This is a genomic window from Pseudomonas sp. NPDC086278 (genome assembly GCF_050280905.1).
Classification (GTDB): Bacteria; Pseudomonadota; Gammaproteobacteria; order Pseudomonadales; family Pseudomonadaceae; genus Aquipseudomonas.
This window is the reverse complement of sequence record NZ_JBNNWE010000114.1, coordinates 1-18998: the sequence shown is the minus strand read 5'-3', so window position 1 is coordinate 18998 and position 18998 is coordinate 1. Positions and strand designations below refer to the sequence as shown.

The following is an 18998-nucleotide window of genomic DNA, read 5'->3' as shown; positions in this document are numbered from 1 at the left end:
CCAGAATCCGTCGGTTACTCGGCGACAGCATCTTCAGGGTGCCGCGCCCAAAGGCCTTGGACTGGCTGCGCACCGCGAGCATCCGCCGCGTCCGGCTGATCAATGTGAGAGCAAGCCAGCTCACACAGGAAAGCAGCGTTCACATAAGCCCGACGCCGATAACGTCAGGTGTTTCAAACGCTTCGTTACAACGCTTGCACCGAAACTGTGCAGACGGACGGCACCAGCCTAGGTATAGTGCCGCCCCTCTTCGCATGAGCGGTCGTCGGTAACGAGGCCCAAACCCATGCGAAACCCGAACTAATAACAAACCTGCGAAATGGGACCGGGACGAATAGGCGCCTCACTGTTGTGCCATGCGCACTGCGGTGTAACGCGATGTTTCCAACCGCCCAGCATTTGCCTACACAAAAAACAGCGAGGAATACTCCATGCTCGAAGTCATTAACGACTTCCTCTCAGGGAAAGTACTGATCGTGCTCATTGTCGGGCTCGGTAGCTACTTCACGATCCGCTCGCGTTTCGTTCAATTGCGCCACTTCTTCCACATGTTCGCGGTGTTCCGCGACAGCCTGAAAAGCAGCGCCGGGCAACTCAGTTCGTTCCAGGCCCTGATGCTCAGCCTCGCCGGCCGCGTCGGCGCGGGTAACATCGCCGGTGTCGGCATTGCCGTCACCCTCGGTGGGCCAGGTGCGGTGTTCTGGATGTGGGTGACCGCGCTGGTCGGCATGTCCAGCAGCTTTTTCGAATGCTCCCTCGGCCAGCTCTACAAGCGCTGCGATTCCGACGGCACCTACCGTGGCGGCCCGTCCTACTACATCCAGCACGGCCTGCAAAAACGCTGGTTGGGGATGATCATGGCGTTCCTGCTGCTGATCACCTTCGGCTTCGCCTTCAACGGCTTGCAATCCCACGCCGTCACGCACTCGCTGAACAACGCCTTCGGCCTCGACACCACCTACACCGGCATCGCCTTGGCGGTATTGCTGGGGCTGGTGTTCATCGGCGGTATCAAGCGCATCGCGAAGGTCGCCGACCTGTTGGTGCCGGTGAAAACCCTCGTGTACATCGGCGTGACGATCTACGTGATCGTGCTGCAATTCGACCACGTTCCCGCCATGTTGATGACCATCGTCAAAAGCGCCTTCGGTCTGGACCAGGCCTTTGGCGGCCTGATCGGCAGCGCGATTGTCATGGGCGTGAAGCGTGGCGTGTTCGCCAACGAAGCCGGCCTGGGCAGTGCGCCGAACGTCGCCGCCGTGGCCTCGGTCGAGCACCCGGTGGCACAAGGTGTGGTCCAGGCGTTCAGCGTGTTCCTCGACACCTTCGTGATCTGCACCTGCACCGCGTTGCTGATCCTGCTGTCGGGCTTCTACACCCCAGGCTTCGAAGGCGACGGCATTGCCCTGACTCAGAACTCGCTGGCGGCGGTGGTCGGTGACTGGGGCCGGATGTTCATTTCCGTGGCGCTGTCGTTGTTCGTGTTCACCTCGATTCTCTACAACTACTACCTGGGCGAGAGCAATCTGCGCTTCCTGCTCGGTGAAAACCGCAAGGCGTTGATCGGCTACCGCGCCCTGGTGCTGGTGCTGATCTTCTGGGGCGCCATCGAAAACCTCGGCACCGTGTTCGCCTTCGCCGACATCACCATGACGATGTTGGCGTTCGTGAACCTGATCGCGCTGTTCCTGCTGTTCAAGGTCGGCATGCGCATCCTGCGCGACTATGACGACCAGCGCGCTGCCGGCATCAAGACACCGGTGTTCGATTCGAGCAAGTTCCCGGACCTGGACCTGGACTTGAAAGCCTGGCCAGCCAACCCGCCGGCGGCCGCCAAAGCCCAAGCCGAGCCGCAAGGCGTACCCGCAGCGCAACGCTGATCGGTTAAAGTGCGAAACCCCCTGTGGGAGCGGGCTTGCTCGCGAAGGCGATTGTTCATTCAACATTGATGTCGACTGATACACCGCTTTCGCGAGCAAGCCCGCTCCCACAGGGGACGTCATCGTTCTCGGAGATCGCCATGAATTCCTCGACCTACCCTGCCGCCCAGCACGTCATGGTGCTCTACACCGGCGGCACCATCGGCATGCAAGCCAGCGCCAACGGCCTGGCCCCGGCATCCGGTTTCGAAGCGCGGATGCGCGACTACTTGCACAGCCAGCCTGAGCTGGCAGTGCCGCAGTGGCGCTTTCGCGAAATGTCGCCGCTGATCGACAGCGCCAACATGAGCCCGGCCTACTGGCAGCAACTGCGCGAAGCCGTGGTCGATGCGGTGGATGTGCAGGGCTGCGACAGCGTGTTGATCCTGCATGGCACCGACACCCTGGCGTACAGCGCCGCAGCCATGAGTTTTCAATTGCTCGGCTTGCCTGCCCGTGTGTGCTTTACCGGTTCGATGCTGCCGGCCGGCGTGACCGATAGCGATGCCTGGGAAAACCTCGGCGGCGCACTGGTTGCCCTGGGCCATGGCCTGGCGCCGGGCGTTCATTTGTATTTCCACGGCGAACGGCTGGCCCCGACGCGTTGCGCCAAAGTCCGCAGTTTTGGTCGGCACCCATTCAAACGACTGGAGCGTCAGGGCGGCGGCGTGAAGGCCACGTCGCTGCCAGCGCAGTTGAACTACAACCAGCACAAGCAATTGGCGAGAGTCGCCGTGTTGCCGTTGTTCCCCGGCATCGGCGCCGAGGTGCTCGATGGTGTGCTCAACAGCGGCATTCAAGGTTTGGTGCTGGAGTGCTACGGCAGTGGCACCGGGCCGAGCGACAATCCCGAGTTTCTGGCGGCGCTGGCGCGGGCACGAGACAACGGTGTTGTCGTGGTAGCGGTCACGCAGTGCCATGAAGGCGGGGTTGAGCTGGATGTGTACGAGGCCGGCAGCCGCTTGCGTGGCGTTGGCGTGCTGTCGGGTGGCGGCATGACCCGTGAAGCAGCGTTCGGCAAGTTGCACGGGTTGCTGGGCGCCGGCCTGGATAACGCTGAAGTACGACGCCTGATCGAACTCGACCTCTGCGGCGAACTCATCTGAGCCCACACAAAACCTCTGTGGGAGCGAGCTTGCTCGCGAAGGCGGTCCATCATTCAACATTGCTGCTGACTGACACACCGCCTTCGCGAGCAAGTCGAAACGTCGCACCGTCGCCCCCACCGGTTCATCGCCCGGCATACAACTTGCTGCGTTCCAGCCATCACCTGGCTGGAAGTCGCCCATGCTCCACTCCCACCTCACCACCCTCAATGCTGTCTCGCTGGTGCTCAACGCCTTCAAGGCCGAAGGCTTGTCCAGCGAAGCGCTGCTTGCCGGAAGCGGCATCAGCGCGGCGGACCTGAGCCGGGCGGACACGCGCATCACCACCAATCAGGAGATGCAGGTCTGCGCCAACGCGGTCGCGCTCAAGCGCGACATTGGCCTGGAACTGGGTCGGCGCATGCATGTTTCGTGCTACGGGATACTCGGGTATGCGCTGCTCACCAGTGCCACCTTCGGTGACGCTTTGCGCTTGGCGATGCGCTATCCCGCACTGTTGGGAACAGTTTTCGAGCTGAGCCTGCAAGACGACGGCGAGCGCGTCTGGTTTGTCGCCGCCGATTACCGCGAAAGCCCGGCCATGGCGGTGTTCAATGCCGAGTTCTGCCTGGTGTCGCTGAAAGTCATCTGCGACGACTTGCTCGGGCATCCGCTGCCGTTGCTCGCCGCGCGCCTGGAACACCCGGCGCCGGACTATCAGGCCACCTACGCCGAGCACTTCAACTGCCCCGTGCACTTCGAGGCACGGGACAACGCGTTTGCCTTCGACCGGCGCTGGCTCGATCAGCCCTTGCCGCTTGCCGATGTCATCACCCATCAGGCGATGGCCGAACGCTGCCGCAAACAGAACACCGAATTCACCGGGCGTCAGGCGTGGCTGGGGCGGATTCGCCAACTGCTGCGCGCTCAACTCAACGCGGCGCCGGGCCTTGAAGGGCTGGCCGAACAGATGAATTGTTCCGCGCGGACATTGCGCCGGCATCTGAAGGACCTGGGCTGCAGCTATCAGGAATTGCTCGATGAGCTGCGCTTTGAACAGGCCAAGCTGATGCTGTGTGAAGACCAGATACCGATTTACCGGATCGCCGAAGCGCTGGGGTTCAGCGAAACCGCGAGCTTCCGCCACGCGTTTGTGCGCTGGAGCGGCGTCGCGCCGAGCCAGTTCAGACCCCACGGATAGCCCCATGTGGGAGCGGGCCCGGCATTCAACGCGCCCATAAGGGGCGAATTTCGGTCAGAGTTTTTGGCCATATAAATCCCCTTTTGGCCTTTTCTGCCGTTTTCTCAAACGCTGTGTCCCGCAAGACTGTGTTCAAACCGACCCCGCCTGCGGAGAACAAGAAATGCTGACGATCTACTCGGACGATCACCACCTGCACCACGGCCGCTGTGAATTGATCGACGGGCAGCTCAAGCCCTGCTTCGAGATGCCCTCGCGCGCCGACCATGTGCTGCGACGCGTGCAACACCAGAACCTGGGACCGGTCGAAGCGCCGCAAGACTTCGGCCTCGAGCCGATTGCGCGCATCCACAGCCGCGACTACCTCGATTTCTTCAAGGGTGCCTGGGCACGCTGGACCGAATTCAATACCGATGGCGACTTGCTGCCCTACACCTGGCCGGCGCGCACCCTGCGCCCCATCAAGCCGACCAGCCTGCACGGCCAACTCGGCTATTACAGTTTCGACGGCGGAGCGCCGATCACCGCCGGCACCTGGCAAGCCGCGTACAGCGCAGCGCAAGTCGCGCTCACCGCACAGGCCGCCATCCAGCGCGGCGCGCGCAGTGCCTTCGCCCTTTGCCGTCCGCCGGGACACCACGCCGCCAGCGATTTGATGGGCGGCTATTGCTACCTCAACAACGCCGCCATTGCCGCTCAAGCCTTCCTCGATCAGGGCCACAAAAAAGTGGCGATCCTCGACGTCGACTACCACCACGGCAACGGCACGCAGTCGATTTTCTACCAACGCAGCGACGTGCTCTTCACCTCCATCCACGGCCACCCGGAGGCCGAATTCCCGTTCTTCCTCGGTTATGAAGACGAACCCGGCGAAGGCGCCGGTGAAGGGTTCAACTTCAACTACCCGCTGCCGGCCGGCAGCGGCTGGGACATGTGGAGCGCCGCACTGGAACAAGCCTGCAAAGAGATTGAAAAATACGGCGCGGACATCGTCGTGGTGTCCCTGGGCGTCGATACGTTCAAGGACGATCCGATCTCCCAGTTCAAGCTCGACAGCCCGGATTACCTGGCGATGGGCGAGCGCATCGCCAAGCTCGGTGTGCCGACGCTGTTCGTGATGGAAGGCGGCTACGCGGTTGAGGAAATCGGCATCAATGCCGTGAACGTCCTTGAAGGTTTCGAACGCGCTTAACGAGGAAACAACAACAATGAATAGACTCAAGCGTTTTATCGCACCGGTGCTCTGCGCGACGGTGCTCAGCGGCGCCGCCCATGCTGAAGAGCGGACGTTGCGCGTTTATAACTGGTTCGACTACATCACCCCCAAAGCGCTGGAAGATTTCAAGGCGCAGAACCCCCAGACCAAACTGATCTACGACATCTTCGACACCAACGAAGCGCTGGAAGCCAAGCTGCTGACCGGCAACTCCGGCTACGACGTGGTGGTGCCGTCCAACGTGTTCCTCGCCAAGCAGATCGAGGCCGGGGTGTTCCAGCCGCTGGACCGCAGCAAATTGCCGAACTGGAATCACCTTGATCCCAAGTTGATGAAGCTGATCGAAGCCAACGACCCCGGCAACAAATTTGCCGTGCCGTACATGTACGGCACCATCCTGATCGGCTTCAACCCGGACAAGGTCAAAGCCGCCCTGGGCGCGAATGCACCGGTGGACAGTTGGGACCTGATCTTCAAGGAAGAGAACATCAGCAAGCTCAAGCAGTGCGGCGTCGCCCTGCTCGACTCGCCGTCGGAGATCCTGCCGCTGGCCTTGCAACACCTCGGCCTGGACCCGAACAGCAAGAAGCCGGCGGACTACGAGAAGGCTGAAGCGTTGCTGATGAAAATCCGCCCGTACATCACCTATTTCCACTCCTCCAAATACATGGCCGACATCGCCAACGGTGACATCTGCGTGGCCGTCGGTTATTCCGGCAGCTTCTCCCAGGCTGCCAACCGCGCCAAGGAAGCCAAGAACGGCGTGACCGTCGACATGCGCCTGCCCAAGGAAGGTGCGCCGATCTGGTTCGACATGCTCGCCATTCCAAAAGGCGCGAAGAACACCGAAGACGCTTACACCTTCATCAACTACTTGCTGCAACCGCAGGTGATCGCACCGATCAGTGACTTCGTCGGCTACCCGAACCCGAACAAGGACGCCACCGAACTGGTCGACCCGGCGATCCGCAACAACCCGAACCTGTACCCGACCGAAGCGGCGATGGGCACGCTCTATACCCTGCAACCGCTGCCGCGTGATGCCGAACGTGCGCGCACGCGGGCCTGGACCAAGATCAAGTCCGGCACCTGAAACAACGTGAAAACCAAAGACCCGCCATTGCGCGGGTCTTTTTTTGCCTGCGATAACTATTTACCACCGCTTGCCGTCGGCGGCCCTCTACCTTGCCGTGACAAACGCTGCGCAGTGATCAGCGCCCTCATTGGTACAAAGGAAATGTCCATGACCGATAGCCCTTCCACCATCACCGAAGACGTATTGAGCCAACTGGTCACCGGTCCCTCGATCAGGGAGGTCGCATCGACGGCATTGCGCGCCGTGCTCGCCACCGCGTACCCAGGCCTGAGCCTCGATCCGGCACAAGCCATGGTGGTAACGCCCGTCTGGGACATTACCGATGGAAAGGTCACCCCCGGCACCAGCCGGATCGAGTCACTCACCGATGCGCTGGTGCGGCTCACCCTGTCCGCCGAGACCGCGACCTACATTGACGGCGAACACTTTCTGACCCTGCAACCGGACGTCATTCCGGTAAAGCATCTGCCGGTAAAAATCGACGCCATCGGGCGTTTGATCAACCAACAGATTCCATTGCTGTTCGTGGCGTATCAGGAGCAGCAACTTGAGTACTGGAATCAACATCTCAAAGAATTCACGCCGCGCTGGCATCAGCTCTCCGATTCGTTGCGCAACCTCTGGAACGTCGAGGAAACGGCGGGCTGGGACGCGGACCAGAAAGCAATGGCAAACGGCTTGTTCAGCAGTCCTGAAATGCCCATACGACGGCGCAACGACAAGTACAAAAGCAAGGCGTGCCTGGTCGACATCGACGACCCGGACAGGCATATGTGGGTGCTGGACCTGGCGGTGCTGGTGGGCACGGCAGGTGAGCGCACACTGGTGATCAGTCACTCGATCACCGAGGGTTTCAAGCACTACGACTCGCTCCAGGCATTCGCTGCAACGCTGCCCGCGCGCGTCACCTCGAAGATGGGCACGCGCGCATTACGCTGGCGCCTGTATGAACCTTCGGGCAATTTTTTCGACCATCAGGCCTGTGCGTTGATCGCGCTCGAAATCGATGCCATCGGCCAGCTCGCCGACATGGTCTCGGCACGCTCTCTGACACCGGAGCTCAGTTCCGGGGCCAGAAACCTCAAGGACTTTCAAGAAACGGGCTTCAGCCAGATCCAGCCTTTGTTGCCTGACTGGCTGCTCGACGCCCTGCCCGCGGACCTGACCCGCTACAGCCGTCACTTGATGGACCTGGCCCTGCTGCGCGAACAGGACGCCGGGGAATCCTTTGACGAAGGTATCGCCCCTCTCCCGGTCTTTACCCTGCAAGCCCTGACCGATCAGATGATCATCGACAAGAAGATCAAGGATCAGTCGGCCGCAAAGGCGCTGAGGCTGAGTGAAATCGAGATCAGCACCACCAGCCTGGAGGTACTCGGCGCAGTAATCGTGCCCGGCAGAACACAAACGCTCACGCTGTCGTTGGTCGAACTGGCCCTGCGACAACTGACGGCCAGTCCCCTGGGGGTGCAGACCGTGCGCTACACCGGCGGCGATAGCGCGCCCGAATGGATGACGGCGGAATATCTGAACGGGCTCGTCACAAAAGTCGACATCGGGGGCACCTACCCCGACCTGATCAAAAGCAAACTCCTCGCCGATCCCGATGAAAGCCTGCGCCGACAGCAGCTCTATACCCGCCACCTGCGCATCCAGCTGCCGCTTCAGGCTTTACAGCAGAAGATTCGCGGCGAAGCGGGAATCGACGATATCGGCTACCAGTACGTGGTCGCGGCGATGCAGCAACACCTCAAGGACCGTTATGTGAACGGCCAGGAGATTGTCATTCGACCGCTGGCGTTCATTCCGGGTGGGCGCACAGACAACAAGGCCGATGAGGTCGCCAACATGTTCGTCATCGGCCCGCGACTCGTCGACAAAGGGCCTTGCCTGCTCTTGCGCCCGCTGCTCGACCCACCGCTTCTGCAATACCCCTGCGAAGCCAACCTGCTGTACGCGATCAAACACCAGCAGACACTGCGCCAGTCGGTCCTGGCCTGGTTGCCCGACGACGTGCGATTCAACTACTCACAGTACGTGTTCCCCGGTCAGCTGCCGTCTGCCTGGACACTGTCGCAATGGCTGGTCGACCCGAAGTCGGCGCTCGGCATGATGGGCGCGGCCACTCTTGCAGCGACGCCCCTCGCAGAACCTTCACTGCAAACAGTGTTCACCGCCAATGCCAACGCGATGATCACCCTGGCGGACCGGCAGTCGGTGTCCAATGCGCAAAATCGCTGGGCGACTCTCAAGCAAGGCGCCTGGGTGCTGTTCAATATCGCGCTGCCCTTCATGGGCAGAACAGCCGGGGCGGCGGCCTGGATCTGGCAGATCATGGACGACCTGCATGAAGCCAATGAAGCCAGCGAGGCAGGCGACAGTGAAGACACATGGGCGGCACTGACCGATCTGTTTCTGTCACTGGGCATGGTGCTCGCCCATCACGCGGCAACGCGCAACGAAGCGGCGCCACGAGCCCTGGAAAAGGAAATGCCGACGCCGGTCGAGAAATCCCCGGAAGCACTGCCCGCGAAAATCACCGTGACCCAGCTGCCCGATATCACCACGCAGACGCTGCCGACGGCTCACGAAACCTCCTTGTATACCCATGGCGCAACCGCGCGTACGAGTATGGGGGGGTTGTTAAACGAGCTGGCCATTGCAAAACCCGAAGGCCTGGCGAGTCCCTCGACCCAGGTCGGGCCTCATCAATTTTTGAGTGGGCTCAATCAGAAATGGTATGCCCAGTCCGGCCAACGCTGGTTCGAAGTCATCCTCAACGACAATGCGGATGTTCAACTCATCGATAGCCGCCAGTCCCCGCCGAAGACCGGCCCGCTGTTGACCCATTCGTCAAAAGGAGAGTGGTTCGTCGACACTCGCCTCAGATTGCGTGGCGGAGGCCGCAGCCGCAAAGAACTGGCGCAGGAAAATGCACGGCGAAAAGCCGAGTTGAAGCAACAACTGACCACGTTCGACACTCACAAAGCCACGCTGCAGACGGCGCTCGAAACGGCCGAGAAAGCCGCCGTTCCAGTGGCGCCGGGCGTCGATGACCCCAATGGTCGGCAACTGATCGAAACGCTGGAAACACAGCTGGCGGTATACGGCGTGTACATCGATCAGCTCAAAGCATTCAACGCGATGGAATCCGTTCAAAACTACCGCGCCGTCATGGTCAGTTGCCTGGACCAGCAACTATCGCTGACGCAGAAGTGGTTCCACCGGCAAACCTCTGCTTTCGGCACCTGCATGCGCCGCTCGCTGGCCCTGCTTGAAAACGAGCCGGGCGAACACGGCCAGACGCCACGCCAGACGCATCAACAGACCAGTGACCTGACTCAGCGATTCATCGAAAAAATCGAGTTTGCCAAGGGCCGGATCGAAGAGTTGAAACGACTGGGCAGAGAGGCTGCCGAAATTGCCGGGGAACACACGGCACTACTGCCGGCGTTTGATCTGCAAGACCTGAAGCTGTTTCAGATCAGTCTCGCTCCAGAGCTCTGCCTCAATGACACCGGCACCGTCGCCACCGATCCTGCCGGCGAAGCGCTGGCAACGCTCGTCGAAGACGTTGGCCTCACCATCCAGTCGTCACTGGACCTCATAAAAGATGAAGACACGCTTGGGCTGGCCGAACGGATCGACGGCCTCAGTGATCTGGTGGAGCAGTTCGCAACCATCGACCAACGTATTGCCGACATGCCTGGCGAGTATCAAGGGCAGTTTCAGCAGCCGTCACTGGACGTGATGCGCCAGCGTATCGACGTGTTCAACGAGGGGGCGGTGAAAAAACTGGCGGGCTTGCTCAGTGAGCGCAAGACCTTCGAACCGGCACCGGGGCCATCTCGCCCCGTGGTCGCACCGCAACGCCTCATCAAGACGCGGTTCAAAGGCGCCGTGGTTGGAAAATCCAGAATGCGCGCAGGCGTGACCGATGCCGACCTGGTGGACGTGGTGTCCCCGCTCACCGGCAAAGTCCTCGCCACGTTCCATGAAAAAAAACCCGGCGTCTGGGTTGAACATGTAGCGCCCAAAACCCTCGCGCCGGTTACCAGCAAACCCATGCTGAACACCTGTATTCGCAACGGAGAAACGTTGCTGGAAAATTTGCCCGACTTCACCGTCCGAACCGAGGCCCACTCAAAAGGCGCGCGACGCATTCCCTGGGAAATCGAGGAAATGTTTCATCAGCAGGCTAACCGCATGGAAAGGGCCAGCGAGGCGATCCAGAACGCCCTGACGGACGAAAACGCCACCGAGGGCGGCTCGGTATCGGCCGTCACCGTAGCCAAACAGCTCAACGATGCAGCGCTGGACCTGTACAAAAAAGGCCGCGAAATCCGCATCAGCATGACCAAACGACAACCGCCCATGGCCGGTCGTGTCGAGTGGCTGCACAGCAAAGGCCAGATCACTATCACCAAGACCCAGGGTCGTCTGCGCCTGAAAGGCAGGCACAAGGACTTTATGGATGAGTACGAGATCCGCGATCAAAAAACGCGCGAGGTGCTCTGGTACGCACATTTTCACTACCCAAAACACGAGACGCCGAAGCAGGACTTTACCGCTGCTCACCTGAAGACCATTGAGCAGCGTGGGTTGGGAGGTGCCTACGAAAAACACGGCAACAGCAACAATCTTCAGTCGATCGCCATTTATCGTGCAGAAATCAACCACCGGCTGGCGAGCGCATTGTTCTTCAAATAGCGGTCCGGACCTCGCTGAAGACTCACCCCGTGGCCCCGTGTAAATCCCATCGCAAGGAAGCGATCATGACCGACAGCAATGCCCCGACAGCCGCCTCGGCGCTCGAAGAAAAAAGTGATCTGGTCAGCCAGACCAGCCACGGCCCGACACTCAATGAAGTGGCGTCACACGTGTTGCGCCTGGCCTTGAAAGAGCTTTATCCGACACTGGACATCGACCCCGATACAGCGCTTGTCGGCACGCCTCGATGGCGGGTGAAAAACAATGGCATCGAGGCACAACCCATCGGTTTCGAGTCGCTGACCCATGCGCTCCTTCGGCAGGGACTCGATGGCACAACGGCCAACTATCTCGAAGGCGAACACTTCCTCACCGACCTGCCCGCCGGTAACAACTCCATTCACCTGGCGGTCAGCATCGAGGAAATCGCCGGGCTCCTCAACGACAGGGCACCCTTGCTGTTCGTCGATTTTCAGGCTCGGCAACTGGACTTCTGGAACGGCAAGGGAAAGCACATTGCCCGCTGGGCAGAGCTGTCCGACTCGTTGCGCAAGGCACTGAGCATACAAACGGTCAAGGGATGGGACGCCACGGAATGCGCAATGGCCCGGGAGGTATTCAAAGACCCGGACAAGGCCACACGAAAAAACATGGACAGCGAGTTGTCGTCAATCCAGGCGTGCCTGATCGACCTCGACACCCTGGAAAATGATGTCGCCAGCCACTGGCTGATCGGGGGGGCGCTGGTGCTCAAGGCGACCTGGCGCCAACGTGAACTGCTGACGATGTACACCATCGAAAACGGCTACGAGTCATTCAGCTCGATGACACAACTGGGGGACTCGCTGCCCGCGCGTCTGGAAGACGCTCTACAAGGGCGCACCTTGGAATGGCGGCTGTATGAGCCTGAGGGCAATGTCTTCGATCACATCGCCTGGGCGATCATTTCGTCACAACTCGATGCCCTACAGTCGCTGCGGTTTCTGGAGGGGCCGATTGACGAAGAGGTGGAACCCGAATCCGGATTCGACACGCGGGAGCAGGCGCGATTCAAGCAACTGGTGGCGGCGATACCCGAATGGCTTCGCAACGGATCGACGCGCGACATACAAGACTACAGTCGCTACCTCACCGGGCTGGGCAACCTGTATCGCCAACCCGCCCGCAAGGCCACCCGGGACGAGATACCTTCCATCAGTGACCATGCGCAACGGCTGATGCGAGAAGCGATCATCGCGGATCCGAGCGCTGTCGGTGCCGCGGATCTTCCACTGGACCAACTGCAGATCAAGATCACGAACAGTTTTACCGTGAACAACCTGACGCTACCCAACCCGCTCGATCAACGCGTCGAAACCCTCGCTGACTTCGCCCTGGAGAACGAGGCGCCCTACCTCGCGACCCTGTCATTCAAACACGCGCAGCCCATGCCGGACTGGCTCACACCCGCGTTCCTCACCACCGTGGCCGCACGCGTCAATATTGGCGAGGTCTATCCCAGGCTCATCAAGAGCGCGTTGATCGACGATCCTGTGAAGTCCCGACGTCAGAAAGACTTCTACCGCGATCAGCTAAATTTATTGCTGCCGCTGACGGCACTTGAGGCGAAGGTCAAACAGGAATGCGGTATCGATGAGCAAGGCTACCGATACGTTTGCGACCTGTTTGATCCCGCCCCCGATGCGCCGCAGTCCATTGCCCTCTATCCGCTGATGATGACGCCGCAACATCGCCTGATCAGCTCCAGTGACACCGTCGCGAACATGTTCATCATCAATCCTCGCGACGCCGAAAACGGCCCATGTCTGCTCTACCGGCCGATGTTCGATCAGCCGCTGTTACAGTTTCCGTCGCGCCAGAACTTGCTGTATGCGCTGCACCAACCCGGCGAACTCAGGAACTCGGTGCTGGCCTGGCTGCCGAACGCAACACTGAGCTTCGAGTACGCCCAATATGTGTTTCCCATCGGTCTGCCCTCCCCTTGGCTGGTGGCAGAGCAGTTGGTAAACCCGTCGCAGCGAATCGACCGCTTCGGTCGCGTGGTTTTAGAGAGCAGCGAAATGACCGGCGACCTCATGTCGGCCTTGTTCACCAGCAATGCCAAAGCGTTGGTCGAGCTGGCTGACCGCCAGTCAGCATCCAACGCCGAACAGCGCTGGAAGCTGTTGAAAGACAGCAGTTGGGCGTTGTTCAACGTCACCACGAATTTCCTCAGCGGGACCGTCGGAACAGCGGTCTGGCTTTGGCAGACCATCGACGAACTGCAACAGGCAATCGACGCGCGAGAAAAAGGCGACAGCCTTATCGAGTGGACCTCGGTGGCGGATATTTTACTGACCGTGGGGATCATTCTCAGTCATCACGTGGTGATACGGCGCAAAGCGTTATCGAGCAAACCTCGCAGCCCGGGGGTCGTCGAAACGCCAATCCCTGAGCCGGTGCCAACGATCATCACGTTGAATCCCGAGCCACTTGGCGCGGAGCTGCCAATCACCCATTGCAGCGCGCTCGAGGTCGCCGGTTCGGTTCCGCGACGCACACCCTCGGCGCTGGAGACTTACCTCGACACACTCAAGGTCGAGGCGCCTGACCTCTCCGACAAGGAACTGACCATCCTCAATAAAGACCTTCCTCACCTTTACCAGATCAACGAAAAGACCTACGCACAAGTTGCCCATCGCTGGTTCAACATCGCGGTGGATGGAGAGGAACAGGTCAACATCGTGCACCCTCAGGATCACGCCAGACTTGGCCCGCTGCTGACCTCCAGCCACGGCGCATGGGTGCTTGATCTGCGTTTACGCTTGCGCGGCGGTGGGCCAAAAAGCCGACTCAAAACGATGAAGGCGGCCAAGGAGCATCGCAAACAGGCGCTGGAAAACGCCCTGCAATCGTTCAAGTCCCAGGAAGCAGCGAAGAAAGCCGAGGTGGAAAAAGCGCAAGAAGACATGCTGGCCGCCAGATCGGATGTTTACGATCGATTGTCCGTGCTCTATTTGGAGAAACTGGAGGGGATGATCACCTCGTACCAACAAGCGCTTGAGCAATTGCGCGAATGGCGCAACCTTGGTGGCACGGCAGGCTACACCTTCGACTTGCTGCGTCTGAGCACCGAGCTGCAAAAGCACCTGGCACTCTGGTTCACGGTAAAGAAATACCAATACGTCCAGACCACCGATGTACTGACAACGGCCACATCGTCAGAGCCGTTAACCCGAACGGTGTACGTTGAAAATATTCAGTCGGCGACCGAACTGAGCCACCAGATGCTCGACAAATTGAGCCTCTCGCACGCCACGCTCGAAGGCATGAATGAGGCAGGTCGGCCGGGCATCAATGAGGCCATGAAGATCTCCCGGCTGATGCCTTCGTTCACGGCGCTGCAACTTAAAGCCAACGAAATTGGCATGGCCCAGGAGCTCTGCCTGCAAGAGCAGGCCAGCGCCAGCATGACCGAAGCCCGCCGCGCCATCGGCAACATTGTCATGAGCGCCAGCAGTGCCGCGCATCAGATCGCGGACCTGATTCAAACACCCGTCGTCGAAACCGCTGTACAGGAATCTATCGAACTTCTCGGCGACCTTGCCGAGGTCTTTGCCGACGCCGATCAGCGCATTCAGGAATTGCCGGGCACTTACCCCGGCCTGTTCAAGCAATCACAACTCGACCATCTGCGCAGCCTGTTCGAGGAGTTTGCACAACTGTCACGAGACCGGCTCCAGCGCCTGCTGCCGGAAGAAGGGCCGTCCGACGAGCAGAAACCGGCAGGTCAGGCACGTCCACCCGCCACACGTCCGCCGATCAAAGTGAGCAAGAGCCGGCCACGCGAACCCGCTAAAAATGAAGCGGCAAAACCTGCGGATGATCCGCTCAAGCCATTCACACCTGCGGCCTACCCACAGCCAGTGCCGGAGATGAAAGATTTGGAGATCATCGACGCTGGTCTCGATCTGAACCTGGGGGTCAGCCAGTTTATGGAAAGTGCCCGTAAAGACGCGTTGCGCCCAAAACGCATACCCGCCGATATCCAGCATGAGTTCGATCAAAAAGCACTGAAACTGGAACAGAGTGCCGCCGATGTTGATCAGGCCATGATCCGGATCAAAAACGCCGACGGCAGCCACCCTCCGGTCGCCACCCTTAGCCTTGAGCTGCGCGAGGCTGCCAGGCAATTGCGCAAAGAAGGCGTCAGCGTTCGAGCGAACCTGTACAAACAACGCAAACCCATACAAAGCATTTTTAAATGGATGCATGAAAACCGGCAGGTCGAAATCCGCCGCGACAAACGCGGACGAATCCGCACCAAACAATTGGGCGACTTTTTCCAGGAATACCGGATTCTCGACAAGACAAACAACAACGCGGCGCTGTGGGTCGCGCATTTCCACTATGAAACCCTGAAGAGCCCGGCGGATAACCCCACAACGGCTCATTTCAAAGTCTCGGAAGACTATCTGGATACGCTCAAGCCGGAACTGCGGGAGACATTGACGAGCGTCGAACCCATCGATGGCTTTTTGCGCAAAATAACCGACCCTGCGCTGCGCAAACTGTTTTTAGACCTGGAACCGTCGGTCAACGCCTGAGGTGCAAACGGTTCAACGCCAGACTTTGGCCAAGCGCCCGAGTGCGTCACTGATCTGCGCTTCGGGCACCGCCGCGAATCCCAAGACCAGCCCGGCACGCTGGTCCTGGGGTGTTTGCGAATCCGGCAACCAATAGCTGCTGAGCCCATTGATCTCGACATCGACGCTGGCGGCTTTGTCGATCAACTCGCGTTCACGGGCCTGCGAGTCGACCATCACGGTCAGATGCAGCCCGGCCGCGACACTCGGCAGGCTGCCGATGCCCGGAATGTCTTGAGGCCAACCGGCGAGCAACGTGTTGCGCCGATTCAGGGCCGCGCGGCGCATGCGGCGGATGTGTCGCTGGAAGTGCCCGGCCGCCATGAACTCGGCCATCACCGCTTGAGTGCTGACTTCGGAATGCCGGACATCCACCGCCCGACGTTGGGAGAACGCCTGCACCAAGGCTGGCGGCAACACCAGATAACCCAGACGCAACGCCGGGAAGGCGACTTTGCCAAACGTCCCGACGTACAACACCCGCCCCTGTCGATCGAGTGCCGCCAACGGCGCCAGCGGGGCGCCGCTGTAACGGTATTCGCCATCGTAGTCATCCTCGACGATCCAGCCTTGGGCGCGTTCGGCCCAGGCCAGCAATTCAAGGCGCCGCGCCAGGCTCATGACCACCCCGGTCGGGTATTGATGCGACGGGGTGACATACGCCAACCGACAATCACTGAGCCCGGCCAATTCGCGGCAATCGATGCCCTCACTGTCCACCGCCACCCCGTGCAATCGGGCACCGGCCACGGCAAACGCATGACCGGCGGCCCGATACCCCGGATTTTCAACCGCCACCCCATCGCCGGGCTCCACCAACAGCTGTGCACAAAGGCTTATTCCCTGTTGCGCGCCACTGGTGATCACTATTTGTTCAGCCGAGCACTGCAAGCCCCGGGAACTGCGCAAATAGGCGGCGATCATGCCGCGCAAGCGCTCGTCCCCCGCCGGGTCGCCGTAACACAGCTGCTGCAAATCCGGTTTGCGCCAGAAAGCCGCATTCAGCTTGGCCCACACCTCGAATGGAAACAGATCAAATGCCGGAACGCCGACCCGAAACGCCCGGGGCGGACCACTGGGTGGCGCGGCCAAATGATTGTTTTCGACGCGGCTCAACGCAGCGTTGTGGATAACTTTACTGGATGAAACCACAGGTAAATTCAGCGGTTTTGTGGATAAGGCTGTGGATAAGCCTGTGCGCAACCCTGTGGATAGATTTGTGGATAGTTTTTTTGCGGTAAGTGCGGTTTGAGGTAACTGCGCGACATAAGTCCCATCACCCACTCGTCCCTCGATGAACCCTTCGGCATACAGCTGATCGTAGGCCCGCACCACGCTGTTACGGGAAATCGCCAGCGCCGCTGCCAGGTCTCGGCTGGCCGGCAGTCGCGTGCCGCTGGCGAGGCGTCCGTCGAGCACCCGCACACGCAGCGCCTGATAGAGCTGACGACTCAACCCCTGGCGGCGATCAAGTTCGATACCGGCCGGGTTGAATGACAAGGAAAGTGGCGTATCGGTCATGGCAATGGACCTATGAAATGCGTCGGTATTGGCTCTTACAACGAGCCAATAGCCTGCCTAGGATGAACGCATTCGCCAAGGAGTTTTTCCATGTACAACCCGAGCGGTTTTGCCATCAACGATTTCGCTGAACTGCACCGGCAGATACTCGGGACCCGCCTCGCCATGGTGATCACGCATGGCGAGCAAGGCCTGCAAGCCAGTCATCTGCCATTGTTGTTCAACCCTGAGCAAGGCCCGAATGGCACCCTTTACGGCCACTTCGCCCGGGCCAATCCGCAATGGAAAGACTTGCAGGATGGCGCCGAAGCGCTGGTGATTTTTGCCGGTGCCGACGCGTACGTCAGCCCGGGTTTTTACCCGAGCAAAGCCGAGCACGGCAAAGTCGTGCCGACCTGGAACTACGTCGCGGTGCACGCTTATGGCACCGCCGAGGTGTTCACCGACGCCGAGCGCCTGCTCAATCTGGTCAGCGCGCTGACGGATCGCCACGAAGCGAGTCGGACCCAACCGTGGAAAGTGGCCGACGCGCCCGCCGATTACATCGATGGCATGCTCAAAGCCATCGTCGGTTTCGCACTGCCTGTCCAGCGCCTGGAAGGCAAACGCAAACTCAGCCAGAACCGCAGCCCCGCAGACATCGCCGGCGTACGCGAAGGGCTCGCCGCCAGCCCTGATGTGCACGACCAGGCCCTCGCCCACTTGATGCGTTAAGGAATGAACATGAGTCAGATTGAAATTCGTCAGGTCACCGCCGACGATCACGCCGCCTGGTTGCCGCTGTGGCAAGCCTACCTGCGCTTCTACAACACCGAACTGCCGGAGGCCGTCACGGACAGCACCTGGCAACGCCTGCTCGACCCGAGTGAGCTGACGCATTCGGCGCTGGCGTGGGTCGATGGCGCTGCGGTCGGGATGGTGAACTTCATCTACCATCGCTCGAACTGGAGCATCGAAAACTCCTGCTACCTGCAAGACCTGTTTGTGGATCCGCAAACCCGTGGCACCGGCGCCGGTCGCAAGCTCATCGAATTCGTCTACGCCACCGCCAAGGCGGACGGTTGCGGCAAAGTCCACTGGTTGACCCACGAAACCAACGCCACCGCGATCCAGCTCTACGAGCGCATCGCCGAACGCCCCGGTTTCATCCAGTTTCGCAAAGCCATTTAAGGTTCAAGGAGCACAGCATGTCGACTTCACTCGCGGACTGGAAAGGCGTCCCGCCGCCGTCGGTCACAACCCTCGAAGGGCGTTTTATCCGCTTGGAAAAACTCGACCCGGCACGTCACGCCGAGGGTTTGTGGAAAGCCCTGCAAGGCCCGGGTTCGGACCCGAAACTCTGGGACTATTTGCCGTACGGCCCCTTCCCGGAGCGCAGCGCATTCAACGATTGGCTGAACAACCACGCGGCCAATAGCGACCCGTATTTCTTCAGCGTGATCGACCGGGCCAGCGGTGAGGTGCAAGGCATCCTCAGCCTGATGTCGATCGTCCCGGCGCAGGGCCGCATCGAAATCGGCCACGTCACTTTCGGTGCGCCGATGCAGCGTTCGCCGAAAAGTACCGAAGCGGTTTACTTGCTGGCCAAGCAATCCTTTGCGCTGGGCTATCGTCGCCTGGAGTGG

The 18998-nt window shown here is 60.2% G+C and carries 11 protein-coding genes and 1 pseudogene; 10 read left to right on the top strand and 2 right to left on the bottom strand.

Annotated elements, in window-relative coordinates; translation table 11 throughout:
* Window positions 1-88: pseudogene (locus ACQKP4_RS25305) on the bottom strand (hypothetical protein); the annotation flags it as partial.
* Between the two features lie 343 nt (window positions 89-431).
* On the opposite strand from ACQKP4_RS25305, the gene ACQKP4_RS25300 reads away from it, so the two are divergent.
* The 7 genes from ACQKP4_RS25300 to ACQKP4_RS25270 all read left to right on the top strand — a co-directional run bounded on the left by ACQKP4_RS25300 (window position 432) and on the right by ACQKP4_RS25270 (window position 15813).
* The gene (locus tag ACQKP4_RS25300; protein ID WP_427636608.1) at window positions 432-1880 is read left to right on the top strand and encodes an alanine/glycine:cation symporter family protein; all 1449 of its coding nucleotides are present in this window, start codon (window positions 432-434) and stop codon (window positions 1878-1880) included.
* Between the two features lie 140 nt (window positions 1881-2020).
* Window positions 2021-3025 carry an asparaginase gene (locus ACQKP4_RS25295; RefSeq protein WP_427636607.1) on the top strand — a complete coding sequence of 335 codons (1005 nt, stop codon included), beginning with the start codon at window positions 2021-2023 and terminating at the stop codon, window positions 3023-3025.
* A 181-nt stretch (window positions 3026-3206) separates the two neighbouring features.
* Complete coding sequence (locus ACQKP4_RS25290) at window positions 3207-4205, top strand: AraC family transcriptional regulator (protein WP_427636605.1); 999 nt, start codon at window positions 3207-3209, stop codon at window positions 4203-4205.
* A gap of 163 nt (window positions 4206-4368) precedes the next feature.
* Window positions 4369-5397: a histone deacetylase family protein gene (locus tag ACQKP4_RS25285; protein ID WP_427636604.1), complete on the top strand. Its 1029-nt coding sequence runs from the start codon at window positions 4369-4371 to the stop codon at window positions 5395-5397.
* Between the two features lie 16 nt (window positions 5398-5413).
* Window positions 5414-6514 (top strand): polyamine ABC transporter substrate-binding protein, encoded by a 1101-nt coding sequence (locus ACQKP4_RS25280; protein ID WP_427636603.1) that lies wholly within the window; start codon window positions 5414-5416, stop codon window positions 6512-6514.
* Between the two features lie 150 nt (window positions 6515-6664).
* Entirely contained in the window at window positions 6665-11227 is a 4563-nt protein-coding gene (locus ACQKP4_RS25275; RefSeq protein WP_427636602.1) for a hypothetical protein, read from the top strand.
* A gap of 65 nt (window positions 11228-11292) precedes the next feature.
* Entirely contained in the window at window positions 11293-15813 is a 4521-nt protein-coding gene (locus ACQKP4_RS25270; RefSeq protein ID WP_427636601.1) for a dermonecrotic toxin domain-containing protein, read from the top strand.
* A 12-nt stretch (window positions 15814-15825) separates the two neighbouring features.
* Here ACQKP4_RS25270 and ACQKP4_RS25265 read toward each other — a convergent pair whose 3' ends face one another.
* Entirely contained in the window at window positions 15826-17373 is a 1548-nt protein-coding gene (locus tag ACQKP4_RS25265) for a PLP-dependent aminotransferase family protein (protein WP_427636600.1), read from the bottom strand.
* A 90-nt stretch (window positions 17374-17463) separates the two neighbouring features.
* On the opposite strand from ACQKP4_RS25265, the gene ACQKP4_RS25260 reads away from it, so the two are divergent.
* From ACQKP4_RS25260 to ACQKP4_RS25250, 3 genes are all read left to right on the top strand, one after another.
* Window positions 17464-18087, top strand: a complete 624-nt coding sequence (locus ACQKP4_RS25260) for an FMN-binding negative transcriptional regulator (protein ID WP_427636599.1) — start codon at window positions 17464-17466, stop codon at window positions 18085-18087.
* Between the two features lie 9 nt (window positions 18088-18096).
* The gene (locus ACQKP4_RS25255; protein WP_427636598.1) at window positions 18097-18543 is read left to right on the top strand and encodes an N-acetyltransferase family protein; all 447 of its coding nucleotides are present in this window, start codon (window positions 18097-18099) and stop codon (window positions 18541-18543) included.
* Window positions 18544-18560: 17 nt separating this feature from the next.
* The coding region (locus ACQKP4_RS25250) for a GNAT family N-acetyltransferase (RefSeq protein ID WP_427636596.1) at window positions 18561-18998 on the top strand (438 nt) is incomplete at its 3' end.